The 26,289-nt window shown below is 37.2% G+C and carries 20 protein-coding genes; 10 read left to right on the top strand and 10 right to left on the bottom strand.

Features of this window, described 5'->3' with window-relative positions:
* The first annotated feature begins 228 nt into the window (after nucleotides 1-228).
* The 5 genes from JCM12304_RS15100 to JCM12304_RS15080 all read left to right on the top strand — a co-directional run bounded on the left by JCM12304_RS15100 (nucleotide 229) and on the right by JCM12304_RS15080 (nucleotide 8,225).
* A complete protein-coding gene (locus JCM12304_RS15100) occupies nucleotides 229-1,821 on the top strand; it encodes a type I restriction-modification system subunit M (RefSeq protein ID WP_060681320.1) in 1,593 nt (530 codons plus the stop codon).
* Nucleotides 1,811-2,998 carry a restriction endonuclease subunit S gene (locus tag JCM12304_RS15095; protein WP_060681318.1) on the top strand — a complete coding sequence of 396 codons (1,188 nt, stop codon included), beginning with the start codon at nucleotides 1,811-1,813 and terminating at the stop codon, nucleotides 2,996-2,998. Before JCM12304_RS15100 ends, JCM12304_RS15095 begins: the two co-directional genes overlap by 11 nt.
* 23 nt (nucleotides 2,999-3,021) lie before the next feature.
* Entirely contained in the window at nucleotides 3,022-6,180 is a 3,159-nt protein-coding gene (locus tag JCM12304_RS15090) for a type I restriction endonuclease subunit R (protein ID WP_060681316.1), read from the top strand.
* A gap of 647 nt (nucleotides 6,181-6,827) precedes the next feature.
* Entirely contained in the window at nucleotides 6,828-7,598 is a 771-nt protein-coding gene (locus JCM12304_RS15085) for a DUF6414 family protein (RefSeq protein WP_060681314.1), read from the top strand.
* 123 nt (nucleotides 7,599-7,721) lie between these two features.
* Entirely contained in the window at nucleotides 7,722-8,225 is a 504-nt protein-coding gene (locus JCM12304_RS15080; protein WP_172675302.1) for a DUF1643 domain-containing protein, read from the top strand.
* 282 nt (nucleotides 8,226-8,507) lie between these two features.
* On the opposite strand, the gene JCM12304_RS15075 is transcribed toward JCM12304_RS15080, so the two are convergent.
* Nucleotides 8,508-9,320: an HNH endonuclease gene (locus JCM12304_RS15075; RefSeq protein ID WP_172675301.1), complete on the bottom strand. Its 813-nt coding sequence runs from the start codon at nucleotides 9,318-9,320 to the stop codon at nucleotides 8,508-8,510.
* Nucleotides 9,321-9,362: 42 nt separating this feature from the next.
* The gene (locus JCM12304_RS15070; protein WP_060681308.1) at nucleotides 9,363-10,868 is read right to left on the bottom strand and encodes an AAA family ATPase; all 1,506 of its coding nucleotides are present in this window, start codon (nucleotides 10,866-10,868) and stop codon (nucleotides 9,363-9,365) included.
* Nucleotides 10,869-11,768: 900 nt separating this feature from the next.
* Between JCM12304_RS15070 and JCM12304_RS15065 the strand changes: the two genes are divergently transcribed.
* Nucleotides 11,769-14,039 carry an ATP-binding cassette domain-containing protein gene (locus JCM12304_RS15065; protein WP_060681306.1) on the top strand — a complete coding sequence of 757 codons (2,271 nt, stop codon included), beginning with the start codon at nucleotides 11,769-11,771 and terminating at the stop codon, nucleotides 14,037-14,039.
* A 154-nt stretch (nucleotides 14,040-14,193) separates the two neighbouring features.
* On the opposite strand, the gene JCM12304_RS15060 is transcribed toward JCM12304_RS15065, so the two are convergent.
* Entirely contained in the window at nucleotides 14,194-14,466 is a 273-nt protein-coding gene (locus JCM12304_RS15060) for a hypothetical protein (protein WP_019376933.1), read from the bottom strand.
* Between the two features lie 167 nt (nucleotides 14,467-14,633).
* Nucleotides 14,634-15,542 (bottom strand): heme o synthase, encoded by a 909-nt coding sequence (gene cyoE / locus JCM12304_RS15055; protein WP_060681304.1) that lies wholly within the window; start codon nucleotides 15,540-15,542, stop codon nucleotides 14,634-14,636.
* 289 nt (nucleotides 15,543-15,831) lie between these two features.
* Between cyoE and JCM12304_RS15050 the strand changes: the two genes are divergently transcribed.
* Entirely contained in the window at nucleotides 15,832-16,101 is a 270-nt protein-coding gene (locus tag JCM12304_RS15050; RefSeq protein WP_019376931.1) for a spore morphogenesis/germination protein YwcE, read from the top strand.
* A 58-nt stretch (nucleotides 16,102-16,159) separates the two neighbouring features.
* Here JCM12304_RS15050 and JCM12304_RS15045 read toward each other — a convergent pair whose 3' ends face one another.
* Genes JCM12304_RS15045 through qoxA form a run of 5 tightly spaced genes read right to left on the bottom strand, consistent with a single transcriptional unit; the run spans nucleotide 16,160 to nucleotide 20,275 of the window.
* On the bottom strand, nucleotides 16,160-16,363 hold the full coding sequence (locus JCM12304_RS15045; protein WP_060681302.1) for a cytochrome C oxidase subunit IV family protein: 204 nt from the start codon (nucleotides 16,361-16,363) through the stop codon (nucleotides 16,160-16,162).
* Nucleotides 16,364-16,388: 25 nt separating this feature from the next.
* Nucleotides 16,389-16,757, bottom strand: coding sequence for a cytochrome aa3 quinol oxidase subunit IV (gene qoxD, locus JCM12304_RS15040; RefSeq protein ID WP_060681300.1), 369 nt, complete (start codon nucleotides 16,755-16,757; stop codon nucleotides 16,389-16,391).
* A gap of 1 nt (nucleotide 16,758) precedes the next feature.
* A complete protein-coding gene (gene qoxC, locus JCM12304_RS15035) occupies nucleotides 16,759-17,364 on the bottom strand; it encodes a cytochrome aa3 quinol oxidase subunit III (protein ID WP_019376928.1) in 606 nt (201 codons plus the stop codon).
* 1 nt (nucleotide 17,365) lies between these two features.
* A complete protein-coding gene (qoxB, locus tag JCM12304_RS15030; RefSeq protein ID WP_060681298.1) occupies nucleotides 17,366-19,309 on the bottom strand; it encodes a cytochrome aa3 quinol oxidase subunit I in 1,944 nt (647 codons plus the stop codon).
* Nucleotides 19,310-19,333: 24 nt separating this feature from the next.
* A complete protein-coding gene (gene qoxA, locus JCM12304_RS15025) occupies nucleotides 19,334-20,275 on the bottom strand; it encodes a cytochrome aa3 quinol oxidase subunit II (protein ID WP_060681297.1) in 942 nt (313 codons plus the stop codon).
* Nucleotides 20,276-20,651: 376 nt separating this feature from the next.
* Between qoxA and JCM12304_RS15020 the strand changes: the two genes are divergently transcribed.
* Both JCM12304_RS15020 and cspD read left to right on the top strand, forming a co-directional pair.
* Nucleotides 20,652-23,198, top strand: coding sequence for a transglycosylase domain-containing protein (locus JCM12304_RS15020; protein ID WP_060681295.1), 2,547 nt, complete (start codon nucleotides 20,652-20,654; stop codon nucleotides 23,196-23,198).
* 209 nt (nucleotides 23,199-23,407) lie between these two features.
* The gene (cspD, locus tag JCM12304_RS15015) at nucleotides 23,408-23,608 is read left to right on the top strand and encodes a cold-shock protein CspD (RefSeq protein ID WP_019376924.1); all 201 of its coding nucleotides are present in this window, start codon (nucleotides 23,408-23,410) and stop codon (nucleotides 23,606-23,608) included.
* Between the two features lie 118 nt (nucleotides 23,609-23,726).
* Here cspD and JCM12304_RS15010 read toward each other — a convergent pair whose 3' ends face one another.
* Nucleotides 23,727-24,656: a DMT family transporter gene (locus JCM12304_RS15010; RefSeq protein WP_060681293.1), complete on the bottom strand. Its 930-nt coding sequence runs from the start codon at nucleotides 24,654-24,656 to the stop codon at nucleotides 23,727-23,729.
* Nucleotides 24,657-24,785: 129 nt separating this feature from the next.
* Here JCM12304_RS15010 and pdxR point away from each other — a divergent pair, with 129 nt between their 5' ends.
* Complete coding sequence (pdxR, locus tag JCM12304_RS15005) at nucleotides 24,786-26,198, top strand: MocR-like pyridoxine biosynthesis transcription factor PdxR (protein WP_060681291.1); 1,413 nt, start codon at nucleotides 24,786-24,788, stop codon at nucleotides 26,196-26,198.
* Nucleotides 26,199-26,289 lie beyond the last annotated feature (91 nt).

The following is a 26,289-nucleotide window of genomic DNA, read 5'->3' as shown; positions in this document are numbered from 1 at the left end:
TTCCCGTCTACCGATAACTCTAGGTATGTATCCGAGAACGGGCAGTTTCAAATGACATTCATTCTATCCTCTCAAGCCACGTCGAGTGCGTCGGGAAGTGAGGCAACATTAACCGCCAACATCTGGTATTTAGTTATTTAATAACAGAACGAACACTGGTATTATTGTATTAGGAATATGTAATAGGTCTAATTAAATAGATAAACGATAGAAAAGTGAGGAACCAACATGACTGAATTAAACACAAGGTTATTTAGCGCGGCAGACAATCTGCGAAGCAAGATGGATGCATCGGAATATAAAAACTACCTATTAGGATTAATCTTTTATAAATATTTGTCTGATAGATTACTGGAAAAGGTAGTCGAAATAGCTGACGAGCCGCAAGAGGAATACAACACAAAAGAAAAGCAGACACAATTGTACATAGACTTATTAGCTGATGAAGAGATAAAGAATGACTTGATTGAAACATTGGTGGACACCCTGGGCTATGATATTGAACCCGATTATTTATTCAATGTATTAACGAATGAAGCTGCACTGAACACGTTTCAATTGAACGATTTGAATAAAGCCTTTATCGATTTGTCTACGAAATATGACCAATTCAATGGCTTATTTGATGATGTAGATTTAACCTCCAAAAAACTGGGATCAGATGATCAGCAACGGAATATTACCATCTCAGAAGTATTGAAGAAACTTAATCATATTAATCTATTGGGGCACGATGGAGACGTCATTGGGGATGCTTATGAGTTTTTGATTGGCCAATTTGCTTCGGAAGCCGGAAAAAAAGCTGGCGAATTCTATACCCCCCATGCAGTATCGGTCATGATGGCTCGGATTGCTGCAATTGGTCAAGAGCATAAAAAGCTATTTAGCGTATACGACCCAACGATGGGATCGGGTTCTCTGATGCTGAATATTCGAAACTATATTCATCATCCCGAAAGTGTAAAATATCATGGACAGGAACTAAATACAACGACCTTTAATCTGGCGAAAATGAACTTACTCCTACATGGGGTAAATAAAGAGGATATGCGTTTAAGCAATGGTGATACATTGAACAAAGATTGGCCGACAGATGAGCCGTATACCTTTGATTCTGTGCTCATGAATCCGCCATACTCTGCAAAATGGTCTTCCGATGCCACATTCATGGATGATTCTCGTTTCAACCGTTACGGCAAACTAGCACCAAAATCAAAAGCAGACTTTGCTTTTTTATTACATGGTTACTATCATTTGAAAGATTCGGGAACAATGGCAATTGTCTTACCGCATGGTGTACTTTTCCGAGGGGCTGCAGAAGGTATCATTCGCAAGAAATTATTAGAGGATGGCGGCATCTATGCTGTAATCGGCATGCCGGCAAACTTATTTTTTGGGACATCGATTCCAACAACCGTTATAATCCTAAAAAAGAATCGTACCACAAGAGATGTTTTGTTTATTAATGCAAGTAGTGAGTTTACAAAGGGGAAAAACCAAAATAAACTTACCAAAGAAAATATTGATAAGGTTGTGGAAACGTATAAAGCACGAGAAGATGTTGAGAAATACGCTCATGTCGCTACATTTGAGGAACTCAAAGAGAATGACTTCAACTTAAACATTCCTCGGTATGTAGATACTTTTGAGGAAGAAGAACCTGTGGATATGGCTGCAGTTGGTTCAACTATTAAAGATATTCGGAAAGAAAAGGCAGAGCTGGAATCTAGCCTGTATGATGTGATTTCTTCGTTAGAATATGGTGAAGAAAATGCAGAATGGATGAAGGGTGCATTAGAGGTGTTTAATTGTGGGAAATAAGCGAGTACCAGAAATAAGGTTTCCGGGGTTTACTGGGGATTGGGAACAGTGTGAGTTAGGAGATTTATCAGATGTGACAAAACTTGCTGGTTTTGAATTTACAAATTACGTTAATTATTCTGATGTAGGAAGTATTCCTGCGATTAGAGGACTGAATGTAAAAAATGGCAGCTTTATTTTTAAAGATGTTAAGTATATAGATAATAGTGATTTTTCTAAATTGAATCGAAGCAAATTATTAGCCGGGGATATTGTTTTTACTTATGTTGGAACTGTTGGGGAATCAGCAATTGTTCCGAAAAATGTTAATTGGTATTTAGCACCGAATGTCTCAAGGATTAGGGCCGAATCAATAAAACCAGAATACCTTATTCAACTATTTATGCACCCAACATTCAGAAATAAAGAGATTGAAACATGGATTGCAACTTCTTCTCAACCAGCATTAAGTATGGGAAACATTAGAAAGTTTATTATTACATTTCCCGCAATGGAAGAGCAAATCAAAATCGGCAACTTCTTCAAACAACTAGATGACACTATCGCTCTTCATCAGCAAGAACTAACCACCCTCAAACAAACAAAACAAGGGTTCTTGCAAAAGATGTTTCCAAAAGAAGGAGAGACCGTGCCAGAGGTTCGATTTCCTGGATTTACTGGGGAGTGGGAACATTGTAAGGCTAGAGAATTATGCACAATTTCAACTGGAAAGGGAAATACCCAGGATAAGGTTGAATATGGTAAATATCCATTCTACGTTCGTTCGGCAACTATTGAGAGAAGCAACGATTTTCTCTATGATCAAGAAGCAGTATTGACAGTTGGAGATGGAGTTGGAACAGGAAAAGTCTTTCATTATGTAAATGGAAAATATAATTTACACCAAAGAGTATATAGGATGTACGATTTCAATAGTACTGTCTCAGCAAAATATTTTTACTATTACTTTTCTAAAAATTTTTATCGAAGGGTTATGGCAATGACTGCCAAAACATCTGTTGATTCTGTACGTATGGAAATGATTGCTGATATGGATATTATATTTCCAAATGAACAGGAGCAGAAAAAGATTGTGGACTTATTTGATAGTCTTGAAAATACTATCACCCTTCATCAACGTGAATTAACCGTCTTACAAGAAACCAAAAAAGCATTCTTGCAAAAAATGTTTGTCTAAGCAACTAGAGAGGAGGCACAAACATGACAAAGATACCGCACAACAATGAAGGTGAAGTGGAACGCCGGCTCATTGAAGTATTGGGAGAAGGCCATAATCAGTGGAATTATCGTCCAGACTTAAAATCAGAAGAAGACCTATGGAAGAACCTGCGCCAAAAGATTACGCAAAATAACTTATCAGAGATTGGGGAACACCCCATCACTGATAATGAATTTGACAAGATTAAAACAGAATTACTATTAAAAACACGGACCCCTTTTAATGCTGCCAGATGGCTGAAAGGGGAAAATGGGATTGCCCGCATTACCATTGAACGTGATGACAGTTCCCTTGATTCCATGTCTCTCATGTTGTACTCCAACCAAGATATTGGTGGAGGAATCTCTACATATGAAGTGGTGCACCAAATTGCAAAACAAAAGGCGAATAGGGATGACCGGGATCGCCGCTTTGATGTGACACTCTTAATCAATGGGTTGCCCATTGTGCAAATGGAACTGAAACAAGTCAGTGCTAAAGACGGTGTATTCCAAGCCTTTAATCAAATAAAGAAATACGCAGAAGAAGGGATGTTTAGAAATAATATTTTCTCTACCCTGCAATTATTTATTATTTCCAATGAGCAGACCACCCGCTATTTTGCTAATGCGATGCCAAAAGACATGCACAAGAAGTTTGTCTTCAGCTGGCGGACAACTGACAACCGAAAAGTAGACAATCTTTATGAATTTGTGAAACAGGTATTAAACATTCCCGATGCTCATCGCCTGATTGCCAATTATACAATTGTAAGCGAAGATCACGATAACAAGGCGTTAATGGTATTACACCCGTACCAAATTCATGCGATTGAAGCATTATTCACCTCTGCCATGAAGCATAACTCAGGGTATATTTGGCATGCGACTGGCTCGGGAAAAACACTGACCAGTTTTGTGTCTACAAAGCTATTAGCACGTAAACCAGGGGTAGATCGTACCATTATGCTCATTGACCGAAAAGACTTGGACAACCAAACGACAACGGAATTCACTAAATTTGCTTCCGAGTTTAATACCGGCATTTCCTCTGGTACCGCCAAGTCAAATAGCTTAATTGTGGGTACCGGAAGTGCAAAAGAGTTAAGTGCTACACTGTTATCGGATACCAACTCCAATACCGTGATTATTACCACAAGACAAAAATTAGAATCCGCATTGCGCCATGCCCAAAGGCAGGAAGAACAAAAAGGCACCAAGCGCTTTAAAAAACTAATGGCACAACATATTGTCTTTGTTGTAGATGAATGCCACCGGGCGTTGAGTGCAGAAGGAATGCAAGTGATCAAGGGGTTTTTTCCAAACTCCACATGGTTTGGCTTTACCGGCACGCCGATATTCGAAGTAAATAAAAAACAGGCAAAAGGCCAATTAGCCCGCACTACCCATGATCAATATGGGGAAGTTTTGCATACATATACGATTAAAAACGCCTTAGAGGATGGCGCTGTTTTAGGGTTCCAGGTGGAGCATGAAGATACGATTGAGCCCACATCATTAAATAATCGTATCTATGATCAGCTACGTCTCAAAGAAAAGTACGCCAATTTTAGTGCTGACGAATTGAACGATACAATCGACCAAATGGATGGCATGGAAAAGGAAGCATATCTTGATCCATCTTCGTTTGAAAATGAGGATCATATTCACAAGGTCATCCACAAAATTTTCCGGCCGGATAATGCTTATACCAAATTTGATTTTCAAAATGGCCGTCCGCAAATGTCTGCTATTTTAACAACAAGTTCCATTGATATGGCGAAACGATATTATTGGGCAATTAAGGAAATGACCAAAGATCCAGATTGGCTGGCAAAAGAGTTCTCAGAACATCCGATTAGAACAGGGCGCACGATGGATGATCCTGATTTTCCCCGTATCGCCATAACATATTCGATACAGGAAAACGAGGAAGACTCCAAGCAGGCACAGGATGAAATGAAGAAGATCATCCAGGACTACAATGCTTATTATGACACCGCCTGGTCGATAGAAGACATTGAACGGTATAATGGGGATATTAATAATCGCTTAGCCCGTAAGAAGGCAGAGTTCAAAAAAATCGGCAGACAAATAGACTTAGTTATTGTTGTTGACCGTCTGTTGACCGGTTTTGATGCACCAACCATCCAGACTTTATTTGTGGATCGTAATTTGAGTTATGCCAATTTGATACAAGCCTTTTCCCGTACCAATCGTACTTATCCAGAAAAGACAAAAGGTTTAATCGTGACATTCCGCAAGCCATATACCATGGAGCAGAATGTCAAGGATGCCACGAAGTTATATTCCCAAGAACAAGAGGAATCTACACTTGTATATCCAACATATGAAGAAACGAAAAAACGCTTTAAAAAGGCTCACAAAAAACTAACAGCGGTAGTTTCTAATCCAAACGATATTGACGAGAAATCCCCGCTGGAAACACGGGTTGAATTTGTGAAAGCTTACCAGGAGCTAAATAATTCCTATGAAGCTCTGGTTACATATGATGATTACAATGATGATGTGGAGAATTCGCAAACCATTCGCAATCAGGTGGACACCATAAAAGAAAGTATAGGTGTCTACAACACGGTTAAAGGCTCACTGGTAGATGAAGGGGAAAAAGAGGGACCGCCTCCTGACTTTTCAGACATTGAATTCTATGCACAAAATGCAACGAAGGTCTATGATATCGACTCTACCTATATTGACAAACTATTAGAAACCTATGCAGCCAATAACCAGGATATCCGTGAAGAAATTGAAAAAGCCCTGCAGAAACTGAATAAATCAGAAGTGGTTAAAGACGTATACAATGCCATTTTGAATGCAATTGATGCCCAAGAGGTAGACTCAGAGGAAGATATTCTCACAGTGAAGCGACGTTTCTTTACGGAGGCATATAATAAAACTATAGAAGAGTTCGCGCAAACGTGGTTTGTAGAAGAAAGAGAGTTGCATTTGTCTGCCATTCAGTATGAGATTGGGACAGATCCTATACCCAATATCGCCGGAGTTATTAACAGTAAGCGATTTGACAAGTATAAAGCCGTACATCCCGATGCAAAGCCATTGAAATACGGACCAGAAATGAAACGACAGTGGAGAAAGACATTGGATAATGTCATTGTACCTTTGGATAATGAGTTGAGATAGAATTACTTAAGGAACCCTTAATTGTGATTTGTGTATGGTAACAGGTTATTTCTATGTAATACTTCATGTGTATTATCCACTATTTCCAGCACTCTAAGGAGTGCTTTAAACCCAATCCTCTGATAACCATTTACCATAGCGGATGACATATGTTAGACGAGTACCCATACACATGAATGAATTTCCTCCTCCCTGTCTCAAGAAAAATGGAATTCTTGGACAGAGGAGGGGTATTATATTTTATGTATCTGCTGTTTAATACCTGAATTTCTTCTACTTAGCATTAGCTTAAAAGCGTAAACGGTTTCGCCCAGCATACATTATACCTAAGTACCCATTGACTGTTGCCAATCGAAACTCCACCGAACCGTTACTGCAAGGAGCCGTTCCCGCTCCTCTAAGTCTCGCAATCCGGTCGAAAAACAGCAGTAAAGAGACCTTGACTAATGATTGCTACGTTGATTTTCTGCATCGGCTCAACTCATCTGACCTTGGTAGGATTTTTTATAAATTAAACCATTTGCTAATAAAAAGCAATTGTTTTTTCATGCATTTCATTTTCATTTCATCAAAGGGAAGTTACTATATAAAACTATATTGCTAATTAAAGAAAGTAAAGCAATAAAATAGAGAGGAGTAATTCATAAATGTTTAAAAACCTAGTTTACTTTGATTCGCAAAAAGTAGCGGAATACAGTGCTTTGTTAAAAGGAGAAAGACAGGTTGATATTAAAAAGGTTAGAAGGAATACTTCTAAATCAGTCCAAGGTAAAATCCCGGTGGTATCAGGAAAATATGGTGATACCGACGAAGTTGAAGGTGAAATTATTGATAATCCAATTTTTGATTGTAATGAGCTTGAAGAACTTCTTGAACAAAAGGGTCAAGACAACTACTTTGATTTGATAGAAAATGAGGATTATGACATTGAAACTATTCCTAAAACCGCAATTGTACGTTTTGAAGGCGATTTTAATATTCCGGTACAATTCGATATGATGGATTTAATTAACGAGTTTAAACCAATGTTAACTGCACAAATGGATCTGGAAAATGAGGGAGAAGAAGAAGTATTTAATAAGGTGTTTGGAAAAGAAAGTACAAAGATTCCTGTGTTTTTGGGTAGTGATAAATTTAAAAATAGAATTGGGTTTTCAAAATTAAATTCAAATAATTTAAAGTACCAATTAGAAGAATTAGAAGATTTTGAAGATGAAGAAGTGACTATTATTGCTAAGGTATTAACCCGTAAAGATGTTAAAAGCACCCCTATAGTAGTCTTTGATGTAATGAAGGATTTACTTTCTTTAAATAGAGCTTTGAGAAGGCAAATGGAGGATCAGGAGTTTGAAGGTATTGAAAATATTAAAAGTGATGAAGATGTGATTGTATTCGAAGTCTTAGCAATTTATCAGTAGATAATAAAATATTATATTTTACTTTAGGACAAAGAAACGGTGAGTAAAAGTTTAGATACGCTATTTCAGAATGGGGATATGACTTAGCGAAGTTAATAGGGGGACCATTTTATGAGGAGAATAATGGAATTCGATGCAATATTTGATGATGATATCAGTCCCTTTTTTAGATATTCATTAACAAGAACATGGGATAAGAATCTAAAAAAAGCCATTATTATAATGTTAAACCCAAGTATCGCAAATACTATGAAAAATGATTTATCAATTAATCGGTGCCTTAACTTTTGTATTGACAATCAATATGGTTCATTGGAAGTTGTTAATCTATACGCATTTATTGAAATTGACTCTAGTAAACTAAAAGCAAAACAAGAATTTATTGGTAAAGACAATGATTATTATCTTCAAAAAGCAGTCGATAGCGCTGAAACTATTATTGTTGCTTGGGGGAGCGACAAGGAATATAAAACAAGGAAGAGAGAAGTTTGGGATGGTTTCCTAAATAATAAAAATGTTTATTATTTTGAAGATGGTTCTAATAGAACCCCACCAATCCACATCTCTCGATTGGCGAACGGGTTTTGCTTAAAAGAATATATCCCAAGATTTAGTTACAGTAGTTAGAGACCAACTTAAGCAAACAATCTTAAAGTAATTAAATAAACTAATTTTGTTTGTAGGTATATAAACTCACCAGCACCCCGTGTGTTGCCACATAAACTATAGACATGTGTAGTGAGGTTAGAGAAGTTTATTATGGGGATACAGAAGTAAAGCACCAAATAAAGAGCCTTATTTTTATTAGAATAAGGCTTTTTTGGTAATCTAATAAAAATCGGCATGACATAATTCGGGAATTGACAGGCACCATAAAACAATATACCTAATGGAATTTCTTCCTGTGTTTTAATCCATATAGTACTTTATTCCTTCAGTTAAAAACCATCTGTTACTCGAAAGGGAACTATATAGTGCTGTTTTCCATGAATTTAATCTTGAACGTTCACAACTGTTTGCAATTCCTTCCAATGTTTTCTGAAGAGCCTCAACTCCACCTGTTAGAAAAATGTCTAACAAATAATCTATAAAGTCATTTATTTCAATTAGTGCATTCTTAGAATATAGTTTATTTAATTCTAACTTATTGAAGTAATTGTGTACCTTCCTTTTTAATGTCTCATCCCACCAATCCGGACACTTTACTTCGTAATAGTAAAAAATTTTATCATTCTCTACACCTATCTCAGCGAATAACCACCTGTCATCTTCAATATTATCGTAATAGGGATTAAGGGGGACGTTTTCTTCACTATTAGGTTTATTATCTAATTTAATAAAGTTACAGTCTTTACAAATAGGCACAAGATTGTATGGTGTAATTGCTACAGAAGCATAGTGCGCTTTAGGTAAGTGGTGATCTAAATTCGTTGCATCTCTTTCTCCACAAAGTGGGCATTTACCGTGAGGTGGAGAAGCTATAATTATATTATAAAAACTCCTACCTGGTCCTCCTACTAATTTTTGTTCATACATTTTTTTCATAGAGGCCTTATCTATTCTAATGTCTGAAGAAAAATCCATGAGACATCTTGAAGAGGCTAAATTGTCGTATGTATTAGAATCAGCTATTATAAAAGGTTTTGATTCTATCATTTTATTTAAAAAGGTTTCATCTTTGATGTTACTGACACATGCTTCAAAAACTTCATCTACAGACATAGCGGGTTTAAAGAGGCTGCGCATAAATTATTTTCTCTCCCTCTACTCTAAGTTAATTAATAAAGATTGTATAATAAACAAAGCTTCTTTCCCTAGCTCTCCGTTAAAGTGTTCTACCACTTTATCATAATCGCGATATTCTAGAACTGCTTCCAATAACATTTTATGGAAACCTGAATTGATTACTTCTAACCCGAAAACTTCCCTAGTTAATGATCCAATATTTTCACCAAATGATTCAATTTCGAGTCTCTCTGTAACAACAACTTCTCCAACTCTCCTAATTTTCCACGCGCAACTGTAAGGTATCTCTTGAAGAATTACAGGTGAATGTGTTGCTGTAATTGCGACACCATTTCTTTTAATGAGCAAATTTGATAAAGATCTAACAAATGCGGATAAGAGGGGAGGATGAAGGTGTGCTTCAGGTTCGTCTAAAATCACTAAACTTTTTTCTTCAACTTTTTCAACTAATTTAGTAATTGTTAAAAGAACAATTTTATGTCCCGAACTCAATTTTTTATCAAATAATTTGTTAGCATACTTGATCAGTTCTATATCATCAGTTATATAAGGTATTTGTGTAATACCTAACCCATTAAAAACAGGATCAGATTCTAGCATCTGTACAGCTTCTTGCCACCTCGTCCTTTTTGCGCTGTTTATGCAATTAAGCAGACTTACAACAAACTCTTCAGTTAATTTATTTGTGCTTTTTGTTCTAAAGGAGCCTTCTTTATTTGTATCCACTTCTTCCTTTAAACCTATGTATGAATAATTAATTGGAAATTCTTTTGTTTCTGAACTTAAAACAGGAGGTTTTGAATCAAAAGCACTAAAAGAAACAAATACTAAATTCGCAAATAGTTCTTCAATCGGTAAATCTTCGTACGATGTAAATCTTCCGAAATTATTTTTATTGTATAAAATAGAGCGTATCATATTATTCAATAAATGGGTTTTTCCCACGCCATTTCTTCCTATTATTGAGTGAATATTAGTGGGAGGTTTGGAATTAGGGTGTACTTCAAATGACACTTCTATATCGGTATTAGGGTTCTTATAAATAAAACTATAATGTGTGAGACTTGCATCTCCGTTAGCTAACTTTCTTAGTCTTCCTTTTACTGAAGATTTAGCTATACCCCTCATCAAAGAAAGGTCCATTACTCTTTCAGCTGCTGCCTTACGGAAAAGTTCCTGATTCAAAGCTACATCTTTTAAGCGTGTTAGAACTTGGTATCTGAATTCTTCACCAATTTTATTTAAGTTCTGATAATATTCTTCTTCTTGACCTAGAGAGAAGAAACAATCATTTAATGCTTCAAAAGAGTTTTCTATATTAGGTCTTCTTTGTCCAGATTCCATATTGAACTCACCAATTTTAACGTTACCAATAAAAGTTAAATCACCCTCCTCGTTATAATAAGACATATGATATTGAGTTTCGAATTCAAACCAGTCGTCCCAACGGTCTCTAATTAAAAATATTGTATCTGGCTGTCGATATGTTGGTCTTGTGTCTGGGTCTAGGACTTCAAAATCCATCTAATCTTCTCCTTTCTAATAAGTTCCCAGAAGTTTCATAAACAGAATATGGTTTATTCAAAATCATTTTAGGAATGAATATCCAGGCAATCCAGAAATTATTGAAGGTATTTCAAAGTTCTTTAAATATTTACATTTGATAATTACCGATAGCCTCACCTTTTTATTTATCATTTATTTAACTTAATTGGAATAGGTTTCCTTATATTTAAAATTTAACCTATATCCATAATTATGTAAATGGTAGGGACGAAGTTTCTAAGATTATAAGTAACATAAACCATCGATATGGAATATCTGAATTATTTCTCGATATCCATTTTCTGTATAACAATACGAAGTTCGCCTTTGAAAAGATAAAGGGAGAAATGTTTTTAGTGAAAAAGGAAAAACTAATTTATCAATCTGTTTCTTTCTTGGTTACAGGTTTTTTAAAACAAGGGGAAACAAGTATATCTTTGTAGAAAAAGATTATCTTTTTAATAACGAATTTTATATATATTATACTAAGGGGGATATCTTTCGGTAATAATGAAACAGAAAAGTAAGGCGGTTTAAAACCAGTTATTCAATCTTCATAAAAAGAATAATAAAACAAGCATTTATTCTCTGATGTTATCTTGAAAGTACACTTTATTAGCACCCCATGTATTGCCACATACACTCTGGACATGTGGAGTGTGTAACAAAATTAGTATTAAGATAACAAGAAAAGTCTATTTCCAAGAGGAGATAGGCTTTTTAAAGCAAACTTCATTTTTTACAGTTACAATATTTCCAACAAACAAGAAATTTAACAAACTCCACAAAAAAAACTACCTACACCACCCAGTGTACACAACCACAAAACAGGGAACTACTCTATAGTGAAACATATACCTAGAAAACGGAGGATAAATAGTGGCGAAAAATAAGGATGAAATTATTTTAAAAGGACTTCAAGAAAATAATTTAAAAAACATAGACATCAATATACCTAAAGAGAAAATAAATGTATTTACTGGTATTTCAGGTTCAGGAAAAAGCTCAGTTGTTTTTGATACATTGGCGACGGAAAGCAGAAGACAAATGACGTTGAATTATCCTCTCTATGTCAGAAACCAGATGCCGAGATATGAAAGACCTCATGCTGATCTGATGCAGCATTTGAGTCCAGTCGTAGTAGTAGAACAAAAAGCTGTTGGCAGTAATTCTCGCTCGACAGTTGGGACCTATATGGACATCCATCCATTGATTCGGCTATTGTTCTCTCGAATTGGCAGTCCGCCTATAGGTACAGCTACCGACTTTTCGAGTCAGAGTTCTTTTGGCAAATGTCCTGAATGTAATGGGTATGGCGAGGTTATTGCTCCTGATTTAAATAAGCTTGTCGATTTAGATAAATCACTTCGAGAGTATGCAGTAAGATTTAAACCACTATCTCCTTCAGGATGGCAAGGCAGATGGATGATCACTGGTGGATTATTTAATCCTGACATACCGATAAAGGATTATCCAAAAGAAATGTTTGACTTATTCATTTATGGACCACCGGAAGGAGAACGGGTCTTTGCGCCTTTCCATACGAAAGACGGTCCTCATGATCATGAGTGGGATGGATTACTACCTAGGTTTGCACGACTTTACATTAACAGGGATGTCTCAAAGTTAAAACAAACATCTCAGGATGATGTTTTAGCTGTATCCACGCATACATTATGTCCTGTTTGTGAAGGTTCAGGCCTAAATCCTAAAGTTCTGGAATGTAAAATAAATGGATTTAATATTGCAGAATATGATCAATTGGAATTGACAGAATTACTTGTAGAGTTGTCTAAAATAACAGACCCGATTGGCAGATCGATCGCACAGCAGGCAATTCCCAGTGTACAGCAACTGGTTGAGTTAGGATTAGGGTATTTGAGTCTGGCTAGAAAGATGGGGACTCTTTCAGGTGGGGAAGCACAACGGGTGAAAATTGCTCGTCATCTGGGTAGCAGTCTAAACAATATGACGTACATTTTCGACGAACCTAGTGCTGGTCTTCATCCAGAAGAAATAGATAAATTGATCTACATGCTTAAAACATTGCGTGATAATCATAATACCGTAGTTATTATCGAACATAATCTCACTGTCATAAACGCAGCAGATGAAATAATCGAGATGGGCCCGGGAGCGGGGGTGCATGGTGGTGAAATAGTATATCAAGGTGAACTGGAAGGGCTAAATAAAGCTTCTGCTATTACGGACCTGTCTCATAAACCAGTGGTAAATAAAAATCCAAGAGAAGCGGAAGCATATTTTACTATAACAAAAGCGACTGATAATAACTTGAAAGATATAAGTGTGGAGATACCTAAAAATGTCTTAGTCTCTGTATGTGGAGTTTCAGGTTCAGGAAAAAGCTCCTTAATGTTTCAGGCATTCAAAGAAAAGTACCCCGACACCATAGCGGTAAGCCAAGGGAGTATCGGAACATCCAGCCGTTCGACACTTGCTACTTATATGGGAATTATGGATGATATCCGTTCAATTTTTGCGAAGGAAACAGGACAGCCAGCTGGATTATTTAGCTTTAATTCCTTAGGAGCATGCCCTTATTGTGATGGAAAGGGAGTGACCACTCCAGACGTAGCTTTTGCAGACCCGGTAACTGTTACTTGTGAAGCTTGTGGAGGCACAAGGTATTCGGAAGAAGCTTTATCTTATCAATACCAAGGGAAGAATATAGTAGAGGTTTTGGATCTTACGATAGATGAAACAAATCACTATTTTACATTGCCAAAGATCGTAAAAAAGGTAAATACATTAAAAGATGTAGGGCTAGAGTATTTGACGCTAGGACAGACAACAAGCTCTCTAAGTGGTGGAGAAGTACAGCGACTTAAACTGGCCAGTCAACTAAAAAAAGAGGGGCAGATCTATTTGCTGGACGAACCGTCATTAGGACTTCACACTCAAGATAATGACAAGCTTTTAGATGTTTTTCATAATCTTGTGCACAAAGGGAATTCTGTTATCATTATTGAGCATAATTTGGATTTTCTTGCGGCAAGTGATTGGCTTATTGAAATGGGACCAGCAGGAGGCAAGGAAGGTGGATATGTTCTGTTCGAAGGAACGCCGACACATATGCTACAAGCAAACACACCAACAGCAAAGTGGTTAAAAGAGGCCACTAATAACTAATTATTTAATGGCTCACTTTCTTTTAATAAATAAATTTTTAAATAAAAGAGCCTTATCACAATTGGGTAAGGCTCTTTTGCTATACTTAGATTTCATGTTTCTCAAAAAAGTACGAGAATAATTCAATACCTTTCTAGATGGCACTATCTTATAATTACTTTCCCAAATCCGCATTCAAAGCTTCTTTTAGATTTATTCCACAAATATCACTACATACAGGAAATAAGCCATCTTGTCCTTTTTTCTTTGCAAGAGAATCTGATGTGGTTACAATCATTGAAACATTTTTATCTGCTGATTTCAGATATACAGGAATAATTTCACCTTCCCGATCAGAGAAGTCCATTCCTTTCTGAAACTTAATATCGATTGCGCTTAACGGGTCATTTTCACCGATCTTTTTATTGCACCAGGAGCAATTTAGCATTGTGATTTCTCCTTCCTACACCGGGGTATTATGTCACTATTTTATTTGCTCATTATAATACATATCCGATGCTTAATACAAATGCCTGAATCAAGCTTCATATTAGAACAATACAAAAGAGGCTCATCAACCGAGCCTCTTTTGTAATACCAGCTTTCATGCACCAACTATAAGTTAAAAATAATCCCCATCAGCGAATAAATAATGACAGTTGAAAATAATACTGTCATATGAATAAGCGAATATACAAATAGAGAGATCGCCCACTTTTCAGAGCTTGCTCTGTGATATTGGGTAATGCTTAAAATGAGCCATCCTGAACTTAACAATAGGGCAACAAGCATTAAGCCTAAGCTCAATGTACCAAAAAGGAAACTTATCGCAATCATGATGATCAAGTAAACATTTGTTTGCAGATATGTTCTTCTAATTCCTTTTACTACAGGTAGCATGGGAACCTTTGCTGCCTCATATTGTTTGTGGTTTCGAATCGCAATCGCGTAAAAATGCGGCATTTGCCAAATAATCATAACAACAAACAATCCCAGGACGGCTGGATGACTAATATCAGGATATATTGCTGCCCAGCCAATTAGTGGAGGCATGGCTCCGGAGATACTCCCTACCTCTGTGTTATACACTGTTCTCCTTTTCGTCCACATCGTATATGGTACAACATAAAAGAACAGCCCCAAAAACCCGAGTAATGCAGCAAGCCAAGTAGTTAAGCTTAATAAACCGATCCCCGTAATACTTAATATGATAGCCAGCCACAGGACAGTATGGAAGTTAATATCACCAGTGACGGTTGGACGGCTTTTCGTTCTTTCCATAACAGCGTCAATATCTCTGTCATACAGATTATTGAATGCTCCAGCTGCTGCGATGACAAACGCAGAGCCTACTATCGCAAATAGTATATCAGGGAGCTTTTCCATGATGCCGAATTGGTACGTATACATCGCTAAAGTAAGACCGGCAAACATGGGTATTAAATTGGATCGTATAATTCCCGTTTTTACAGTCTTTGATAAAATATCAACTGATTTATGCTTTGCTCCCATTTTTTTGTTCATTATATCTATCTTCCTTTTCCTTAACAGGTTAATCGTTGGCTAAAACCAACTGGTAACAATATGTCTCCTTGTACTATTATAAGACAAGTCGAGGATTTTATCATGTGACAGTTTTTCAATAATTAACAGCTTTTTCTACCACTATATGTTTTGTAATTTTATCAGAGGGAAAATAATAAATAAATTTAAAATAAATGTGTACATTTTGTGTCCAAAATAGGAATTATTTGTTACAATAGTTTTATAAGAGAAATCGTTTTCAAAAAAACAACCAAAGGAGCTGAGATAAATGGGTGTTACTGCAATGTTCTTGTTATTGGCAACAATTACGCCATTTCTATTAATTCAACTAAAGAGGCCGGTATTTGCGGTAGTTCAATCCGTGCTGCTCGTCGGTATGTGGTTGTACAGTTTTCAAATTATGTTTTTTACCGCACCTGGAGTTTTTTCAATTTCTTGGATGATGTTCTACGGAAGTCTTATTGGTGCTCATGTTGCTTGGATCATGTTCATTATCGCTTTGGTGGAAGAAAAACCTGCTACACTACAGGAAAATTAATCTAATAAATATAACGCGCTTGCCGAACCTGTAATCAGGTTGAAGCAAGCGCGTTTTTTTATTCATGACTTGGTTGCATTTTAAATAGCTGAAACATTGCTTGAATAAATGCAAGCACAGTAATTATTAAAAGTATAAACTTTGGCTCATAAGAGGAATAAAGAAAGCCACCCAGGGAAAAGGCTGTAAGAATGATACAGGCAATAAATAAAAACATTGGCTTCCACGTATTTTTTTGTACGCTTTCGAGTTCTGTTTTCATTACTTCCTTCTCCTTCGTCTTTATACTAATATCCTGATTCCTCTTGATGTTGTTCATGATGTTGCTCATTGCCCCCGTTATCCCCATGGTCATGACTAAACCCAAATGACATCGTGAATAGGGAACCTGCTACGACAATTGCTGCAAGCGCAAAGCCGTGGAACATCATATTCCATGGTACATGGCCATTCCCGCTTGCTGATTCGGTAACATGCATAAACATGAATAATTGGACGCCGGCTTGGAGAACCGCAAGTGCCATAATTCCAATTATAATCCACATTACTGGTAAGTCAGACTGCAATGCTGCCCATGCAGCGACAATGGTCATAACTAGTGATAAAAGGAAACCGACAATATGGTTGGTTGGTATTCGTTTCTTACTGTTTGCCATACTATAACACCATCCCTATTAAATAGACACTTGTAAAAATGAAGATCCAAATAACATCCAAGAAGTGCCAATATAAACTGATGATAAAGAATTTACGGCTTGTTACGTTTGTTATACCTCGTTTTGAAATTTGATGCAGTAACGCGAATGCCCAGCCAATACCAAGTGTAACGTGTAAACCATGGGTACCAGCTAAAATAAAGAAGCCTGACCAGTAGGCACTGGACTGTATTGTAGCACCTTCATGTGCATAATGAATAAATTCATAGATTTCAAAACCAAGAAATCCTAACCCAAGCACAAGTGTAACTAACATCCACCTAGTTAGACCTTTCACAGAACCTCTTCGCATTTCATGGACAGCTAAACCACATGTAAAGCTACTTGTAAGCAATAAAAAGGTCATGATTAAAACGGTGCCTGGCTCAAACAGTTCGGCAGGTGTCGGAGCATCCGCAGTACGGCCAAATAGTACTGCATAGGTTGCAAATAAGGTAGAAAACAAGACGACCTCAGCTCCAAGAAAAATCCAGAAACCGAGAATAGTCATTTGACCTTCATTTGTTCTGTATTCTAATGGACCGGTAGTTTTTACTTCTTCCGACATATCATAACCCCCTTGCTTTCCGCTCAGTGCGTTTAATTTCTTCAACACTTACATAATAACCTTCATCATAATCATAAGTACGAAGGATCATGAAAATAATTCCACCAATTAAACCAACAATAGCCAGCCAAATCCATTCAAATACGAGACCAAAGCTTGCTAATCCAAGGAAAGCCATCATAATAAATGGTCGTCCGGTATAGCTTGGCATGTGGATCGGTTTTACATTAGGTTCATCAAAGGTTGTTTTTCCTTCTTTCTTCATTCGTACATATGGATCGATCTCATCCACATGTGGCACAGTGGCGAAGTTGTAATAAGGAACTGGTGTAGTTGTAGCCCACTCCAGTGTACGTCCATTGCCATTCCAAGAATCTCCTGTTGTTTCACGTTCGCTATGACGGTAGCTATAGTAAACGTTATAAACGAAGATAGCGAAGCCGATGCCCATTCCAAAAGCACCTACAGTTGAAATAACGTTTAGTGGCAACCACTCTACCACATTTGTTATAAACAATCTTCTAGGCATTCCGTCTAATCCCAGGAAGTATTGTGGGAAGAAACAAACATGGAAACCAATTACGAAAAACCAGAAGGCCCATTTTCCAATACGCTCGTTCATTTTGTGACCGAACATTTTCGGATACCAATATACAAGACCTGCGAAGCAAGCAAATACAGTTCCTGCAATTAACACATAGTGAAAATGCGCAATAAGGAAATAAGAATTATGGAATTGGAAGTCTGCTGCTGCCATTCCTAGCATAACACCTGTAACTCCGCCAAGTATAAAGCTTGGGATGAAGGCTAATGCCCACAACATGGCGACAGAGAATTCGATTTTTGACTTATACAAGGTGGCAAGCCAGTTAAATATTTTAACCCCTGTCGGAACTGCAATTAACATCGTAGATACGGAGAATACAGAGTTGACAAAGGCGCCTGCACCCATTGTAAAGAAGTGATGCACCCAAACTAAAAAGCTGAGTAAGGCAATAATAATCATTGACCATACCATGGCACTATAGCCAAATAGGCGTTTCTTTGCAAATGTGGCGATAACTTCGGAAAATATTCCGAACGCCGGTAAGATTACAATATAAACTTCCGGGTGTCCCCACATCCAAAACAGGTTTGCCCACATCATTGGTAAGCCTTCACCTGTTAATGTAAAGAACTGTGAGCCAAATATACGGTCGATCGTTAGTAATGCTAGTGCGATCGTTAGTATTGGAAAAGCAAACACGATTATGAATGAAGTCACTAGTGTTGACCATGTGAATATCGGCATATGGAAAAGCTTCATTCCAGGTGCACGCATTTTTAGGATTGTTACCATTAAGTTAATCCCGGTTGCTAAAGTACCTATCCCTGAAAGCTGCAGTCCCATTAAGTAAAAGTTCTGCCCTGGTCCAGGACTCATAGCAGCACCAGATAGTGGTGTATAGCTTGTCCACCCAGCATCTGGAGAGCCTCCAATAACGAAGGAAATGTTGAATAACATTGCCCCCATGAAGAACGCCCAGAAACTTAATGCATTTAAATAAGGAAATGCGAAGTCTCGTGCTCCTATTTGTAATGGAACAATAATATTCATTAATCCGATTAAAAATGGCATTGCCATAAATATAATCATAATTGTACCGTGTGTTGTAAAAATTTCATTATAATGTTGGGAATCTAAAAAACCTAAATCCGGAAATGCCAATTGCACACGCATCATCATGGCGTCCATTCCACCACGGAATAACATGACAAGGGCACTCAGGATATACATGATCCCAATTTTTTTATGATCAACCGTAGTTAACCATTCCCTCCATAGCCATCCCCATTTCTTAAAATAGGTTAATAGAAAGAGGATTGCTACTGTTACAAGACCAATAGAGACCATTGCTCCATAAATGAGCGGGTCGCCATCAACTAAAAGGGCTTTTATATTCATGGTTTCACCTGCTTTCCTAATCCTTTACTGAAAAGTTTCCTCTTCTTTAATTTTGTCTAAATGAAGTTTTTGCTCAAAGAGCTCCCGATAACGTTTAACTGAATAATCCATGCCTTCTCTTGTGGCATGATTCACATATTCTAAATGAGTGGAAGAAAATGAATCTATATCTGTTAGACCAGGTTTAAGTAATTCATCATACTTTTTCTGTGTTAATTTTGGGGATTCATTTTGTATGTTGCTTACCCACTCATTAAAGGCTGACTCGCTTTCTGCATGTACCTTAAAGGTCTGAGCTGCAAAGCCCTCTCCATTAAAATTGGAATTACGTCCATCATAGACACCTTCTTCATCTGCCTGAAGGAATAATGTCGTTTGCATACCAGCCATGTTGTATTTTTGTCCTCCGAGAGATGGAATCCAAAGTGCTGTCATCGCATCTGCTGAGGTAAGTTTAAACTCAATTGGGCGGTCCTTTGGTATGTGTAAATAATTGACCGTCTCAATATTTTGTTCTGGGTAGCTGAAGAACCACTTCCAATCAGCTGTTGTTGCATGAATAACCAATGGTTCTTTCGCCGGCTCTGCTTCTACAGGCTCGGGTGCTTTCTCCAAATCAAATAGGGTAGTAACTGTTGGAATAGATAACATTATCACTATGATAATAGGGATAACTGTCCATACTACTTCAATTGCTTTATTACCATGTAGGTTTGGAGCATAGTCACTTTCTTTACGATTCGGGCGATTTTCCCTATATTTGATGATCATGTACGTAAACAAAGCGAATACTACTACAATAATTCCAAGCATAAACCATAGGGAGTATATAATCAGATCATATTGCTTTTCCGCAACTGGCCCTTTTGGATCAAGTACTGATATGCCTTCACAGCCACTCAAAAATACGAGTAAAACAAGTGATGCTAAAACAATCCATTTTGACCGCAGAAGTTTAGATTTCATGGGATTGCCCCTCCTGTCTATCCATTATTTTAAAAAATTTATTCATTATCGGATTTCCCGAGTATACCAAATTTGAATAAGTTTTTTTACGTGTTTTTGAAAGTGTCATGTAACTTTCAATTTATAGTAAAATTTTTGTCACAAATTGTCGACAAACGAAAGGAATTTATCTGTTGTTTTCCCTAAATTAAAGAAAATAAGCCATATATTTCTTTGAATGTTACTTCTTTTCAATAAAGATTTACTATACTGAATTAGGTGTAAGAAATACTTCATTGGATAAATAAAAAAGAATCACTATTTTCTTTATGTTTCAGATGAAGTGGAATTGGGTATTTTCTCATAAGGAATGAAGCGTCTTAAGGAGGGGAGAGGCATGAGTGAAGATCTCCAGTCTCGTCAACAATATAAAAAAGAAAAAAAGAAGGGGAAGAAAGAAAAAAGTAAATCTAGAAAAATTCTATTTCGTACCTTCTTAGCATTTGTTTTAATAGCTGTATTGGCTATCGGTTTAGGTGGTTATACAGTAATAGCATACATAAGTGATGCACCGGAAATTACTCCTGCCCAGTTGGAAAATCCCCAGTCATCTACTATCTATGATATGAATGACCAGGAAGTGACAGATGTAGCTGGGAAAGAATACAGAGAAATTGTTCCACTTAATAAAATACCGAAGCATGTGCAAAATGCTTTCATCGCCGTAGAAGATGTCCGATTTTGGGAGCATGGAGGCGTTGATATTAAACGTATTGGTGGGGCTGTGCTTGCGAATTTAAAGAATGGGTTTGGGGCGGAAGGTGCCAGTACCATTACACAACAGTTAGTGAAAAAATCTTTTCTCAGTCCGGAGAAAACGATAGAAAGAAAAGTCCAGGAAGCTTATTTGGCAGTGAAAATGGAGGAAAAGTACACCAAAAAAGAAATATTGGAAATGTATCTGAATAAAATTTATTTTGGTGAAGGAGCCTATGGAGTTTCTACAGCAGCGGAAGTTTACTTTGGTAAATCAGTAGACGAGCTGACCACCAGTGAAGCAGCTCTACTTGCAGGCCTGCCACAACGGCCAAGTGGTTATAATCCATACAAGCATCCGGAGCTTGCTAAGAAACGAAGAGATACAGTTATTTCATTAATGGAAAAGCATGGTTTTATTTCCGCTGAGGAGAGCGAAAAAGCTCAATCAACTGCAGTAAAAGATATGCTAACAGAGCAGCAAAAAGACAATACATCTTACGATAGCTATATCGATCAAGTTATTTATGAGCTAAAGAAAAATGGGATTTCTGAAAAAGATCTTTATACTTCTGGCTTGAAAATTTACACTACCCTTGATCCAAAGGCTCAGAAATTCACTGACAAAGTATTAACGACAGATGAATATATCTCCTATCCTGACGATAAGCTGAAAGCTGGTGTCGTCCTCCTTGATACAAAATCAGGAGCTATTCGTGCAATTGGCGGGGATAGAAGTCCGGGTGAGGAAGATATTAAGAAAGGATATAACTATGCAACACAATTAAGACGGCAGCCTGGTTCTACTGCAAAGCCGATTATGGCATATGGCCCAGCAATTGAAAAATTAAAATGGTCTACGTATAAGCAGATTAAAGATGAAGAGGTAGAAATAAATGGAAAGACTTTCCGGAACTGGGATAGAAGGTTCCATGGTGAGATTTCTATGCGTACCGCATTGCAATGGTCTTATAACATTCCAGCAATTAAGACCATGCAAGAGGTCGGCCCGGAGAATGCTAAGGAATTTGCAGGAAAATTAGGAATCAACTTGGAGAATGTATATCCATCTTATGCAATTGGTGGATTTGAACACGGGACTTCACCACTTCACATGGCGGGAGCATACGCTGCTTTTGGTAACAAAGGCGAATATAATAAACCACATACCATTCGGAAAGTAGTTTATCCTGAAGGTAAGGAAGAAAACTTTCAACCGAAATCAGTAAAAGCAATGAGTGACTATACAGCATATATGGTTACAGACATGTTGAAAACAGTGGTTAAAGAAGGAACTGGAACAATGGCGAATATTCCTGGTCTGCCATTAGCAGGGAAAACCGGTACAAAAATGCTACCAGAGCATATTCAGGGTGAAGGTGTATCGGATGCATGGTTTGCAGGCTATACAACTGACTATACTGCAGCAGTTTGGACCGGATATGATAAAACAACTCAGGAAACCTATATTAAAAAAGAAGATGATGATATTTCCAAATTGATCTTCAAGTATATTATGGAAGAAGTATCAAAAGAAAAAGAGACATCCGACTTTGAAAAACCTTCTTCGGTTATAGAAGTGGAAATTGATAAAGAAACCGGCCTTAAAGCAAATAAATATACACCAGAAGAAAATACTGTTACCGAATTATTCGTAAAAGGTACTGTTCCTGAAACGAAGCCAATTCCAGTACCAGATAAGCCTGAGCCGAAAGAGAAAGAAGATAAGAAGGAAAAGGAAGATAAAGAGAAAGAGAAAGAAAAAGATAAAAAAGAACAAGAGCAGGAAAAGAAAGAGCAAGAACAGAAAGAGAAAGAACAGAAAAAGAAAGATAAAAAAGATGAAGAAGATGAAGAAGATAAGAAAGACAAGAAGGAAGAAAAGAACAAAGATCAAGAGCAAAACGATGATCAAGGTAAGGATCAAGGAAAAGATCAGGAGCAAGATCAAGAGAATAAAGACGACCAACAGGATAATGAGAAAAAAGAGGAAGGTAGTACAGGGGATGGATCTAATAAAGAAGATAAAGAAGACGAGAGCTCCTCGGGAAATAAAACAGATGAACAATCGGATGGTGGTAGTAAGGAAGATGTAACTAGTCAAAGTAACAGCCCAAATAAAACAGAGGATTCAACGGATGCACAGAAGAAGGATTCCAGCTCAACGGAAAAAGATACTGGGGGCTGATCCTTCCTGTGAATTTTCAGTGAAAAAATCCACTATGTAAAAATTTTTTACTAATTTTGTATAATCCCTTGCATTTTATTTTTTTTCCATTATAATTAAGAGTAATTATTCTTGTTCGGTGTGTAAGAAGGATTTAATTTTCACCTTCGATTTCTAATTGAGCAACAATAGTAATATAATGTGGCTATGCCACGTAGGAGGAAACAAACATGCAAGAAGGTTCAGTAAAATGGTTTAACGCAGAAAAAGGTTTCGGTTTCATCGAAGTTGAAGGTGGAGACGATGTATTCGTACATTTCTCAGCTATCCAAGGTGAAGGATTCAAAACTTTAGAAGAAGGTCAAAAAGTTTCTTTTGATATCGAAGAAGGACAACGCGGACCTCAAGCAACTAACGTTGTTAAGGCGTAACTTATAAAAAAAGGACTCTATTACAGAGTCCTTTTTTATTTTCCTCTAGAAACATCCTGAGCTTTTAATTTGAGATGTTAAAAAGCATCCCTTATATATATAGAAATTACACTTCTATTTAAGTAGAATTAGGTAATTTCTTAGAACGGTCTTCCCAAGATACATCATTTTCTTCTGTTTTATATTTTATATTGGAAATTGAAACACCTAATAATGTGAGGATTCCACCAAGAATCGCATATATTGTAGGTGTTTCGCCCAACCAAACCCAAGCAATCAGGAAAGAGAATGCAGGTGTAAGGTATAGGGCACTTGTGGCTTCGGCTGCTCCATTTTTTGATGTTACATATGCTATTGCAAAGTAAGGTACAACTGTTGGGAATATTCCCAGATAGATGACTACTAACGTAACCTCCATAGGCGCTTGTAATATCTCCTGCCCCAATCCAGGGGTAAAAAACAGCATGCTGATGGTTCCAGCCCAAATCGTATACATGGTAAAAGGAAAGAATCCGTATTTCTTTAAATAGGTATGTTGGAAAACAAAATAAAAGCTTTCGGATAGAGCTGCCAGTAAAACTAAAAATATTCCAATAGTAAATGAAAAATTAGTAGAAGAGCCTCCTATCGTAATAAATACGACTCCGATCAAGGCGATCAATGCACCCATCCAACCTTGGACTTTCAGTCGCTCACCAGAATAAAGAAAAGCTATGAGCGCTGTAAAAATTGGCGTAGTAGAAACGAGTAAACTTGCTACACCTGCACTCACGGTGCGTTCCCCATAATTTAAGGCTACATGATATACGGCAAATGCCAAAAACCCCAATAAGAGAATGACTGGTATATCCTTTAATTCAGGCAAAGGCATATTTAAGAAGATAGCGATAATCAGTAATAGAGCAGAGCCAATGACAAGCCGTAAAAGTGAAAGATGCTCTGGGGAGTATGCTGTTAATGCTATTCGGATACCAGGGAATGCTGAGGCCCATAGGATAATGGTTAATAATTGAGCAATAACTATTTTTGGTTTTAATTTAACTCTCATAATTAATCCCCCCGTCTCTTAATCCAACCAACTTATTTTTGTGTTTCCAATCATAACGGCATTTTGGTAAAATGTCTTCAACCAGTTTATTAAATGAAAACCAACCAGTTGTTTGAAATGAGGGGTTAGATGAGTAAGCCTAAATATATGGAAATTATAGAATGCATAAAAGAAAAAATTGCCAAAGGTGAATGGGTAATAGGTAGTCGGATTCCCAGCCAGCGAACTCTCGCAGCGACATTTAATGTTAATAGGAGTACTGTAATTACGGCCTTGGAGGAATTGATGGCAGACGGACTTATTAAAGGTGTAGCTGGCAAAGGTACAATTGTTACTAATAATACGTGGACATTAATGGGGAATAATCCAACAGCAAATTGGAATGAAAATGTTTCATTAGGGACACATAAGGCAAGTGTAGCAACTGTACAAGCAATTAATGAGGCGGAAGCAAATGAAGCGTTTATCCAATTGTGTAAAGGTGAATTGGCAAAAGATTTGTTTCCTGGAGATAAAATGAAATCAGTGGTCAAAAGAGTCGCAGAACAAGAAATAGCATTAGGTTATGAAAAGCCAAAGGGGAATATTCGACTCCGTTACGCAATAAGCCAGTATTTAAATAAGAGAGGGATGGACGTATCACCTGAAGCAATTTTAATTGTATCTGGTGCGCTTCAAGCCTTGCATCTTATCTCAATTGGTTTATTAAAAAAAGGTTCCACCGTATTTCTTGAGAAACCTTCCTATCTCTATTCTCTATCTGTATTCCAATCTGCAGGTATGCAGCTGAAGGGACTATCAATGGATCAAGAGGGACCAATGCTGCATACTCTCTATCAAGCGAAACACACAGATAACAGTATAGTTTATACAAATCCTACTTTCCATAACCCCACTGGAAAGCTAATGTCAGATAGAAGGAGAGAGGAACTGTTGGATGTCTGCAAAGAACACCAACTTCCAATTATTGAGGATGATGTGTACAGAGATTTATGGTTGGATTGCCCCCCGCCAGCTTCATTAAAATCAAAGGATTTGAACGGGAATGTACTCTACTTGGGAAGCCTCTCCAAAACGTTAAGCCCAGGCTTACGAATTGGCTGGATTGCTGGTACAGAATCGGTCATCTCACGTTTGGCAGATCTTAAAATGCAATCTGATTATGGTTCTAGTACTCTTTCCCAACTTGTGGCAGCAGAATGGCTTACAAGTGGCCTTTATGAAGCTCATATCAAAACCGTAAGAGAACAATTAAGAATTCGTAGAACTGCTGCATTAGACGCGTTGGATAGTTACGTTTCTGATTATGCTACATGGGAAATCCCCCAAGGAGGATTGTTTATATGGCTAAAAGTAAAACCCGAATTCAAAACACCTAAATTATTTGAAAAAGCATTATCCAAGGGAATTGTATTAAATGCAGGCAGCATTTACGCAGAAACCTCCGGGCAATTTATAAGAATCTCTTATGGATGCGCCTCTATGGAAGAAATAAGAAAGGGAATATATGAATTAGGGAAATTACTTAAAGATATAAAATAGATTTCTATTAAAGATGGCGGATGTGACGGACATTGGGAGCGGGAAATCGAGTGTGAATGTCTATCATAAAGGTGATGACGGACATTGGGAA

Origin of the sequence: Virgibacillus halodenitrificans JCM 12304 (genome assembly GCF_001310895.1) — a bacterium.
Classification (GTDB): domain Bacteria; phylum Bacillota; class Bacilli; order Bacillales; family Amphibacillaceae; genus Virgibacillus_Q; species Virgibacillus_Q halodenitrificans.
This window is presented reverse-complemented; position numbering and strand designations above follow the sequence as displayed.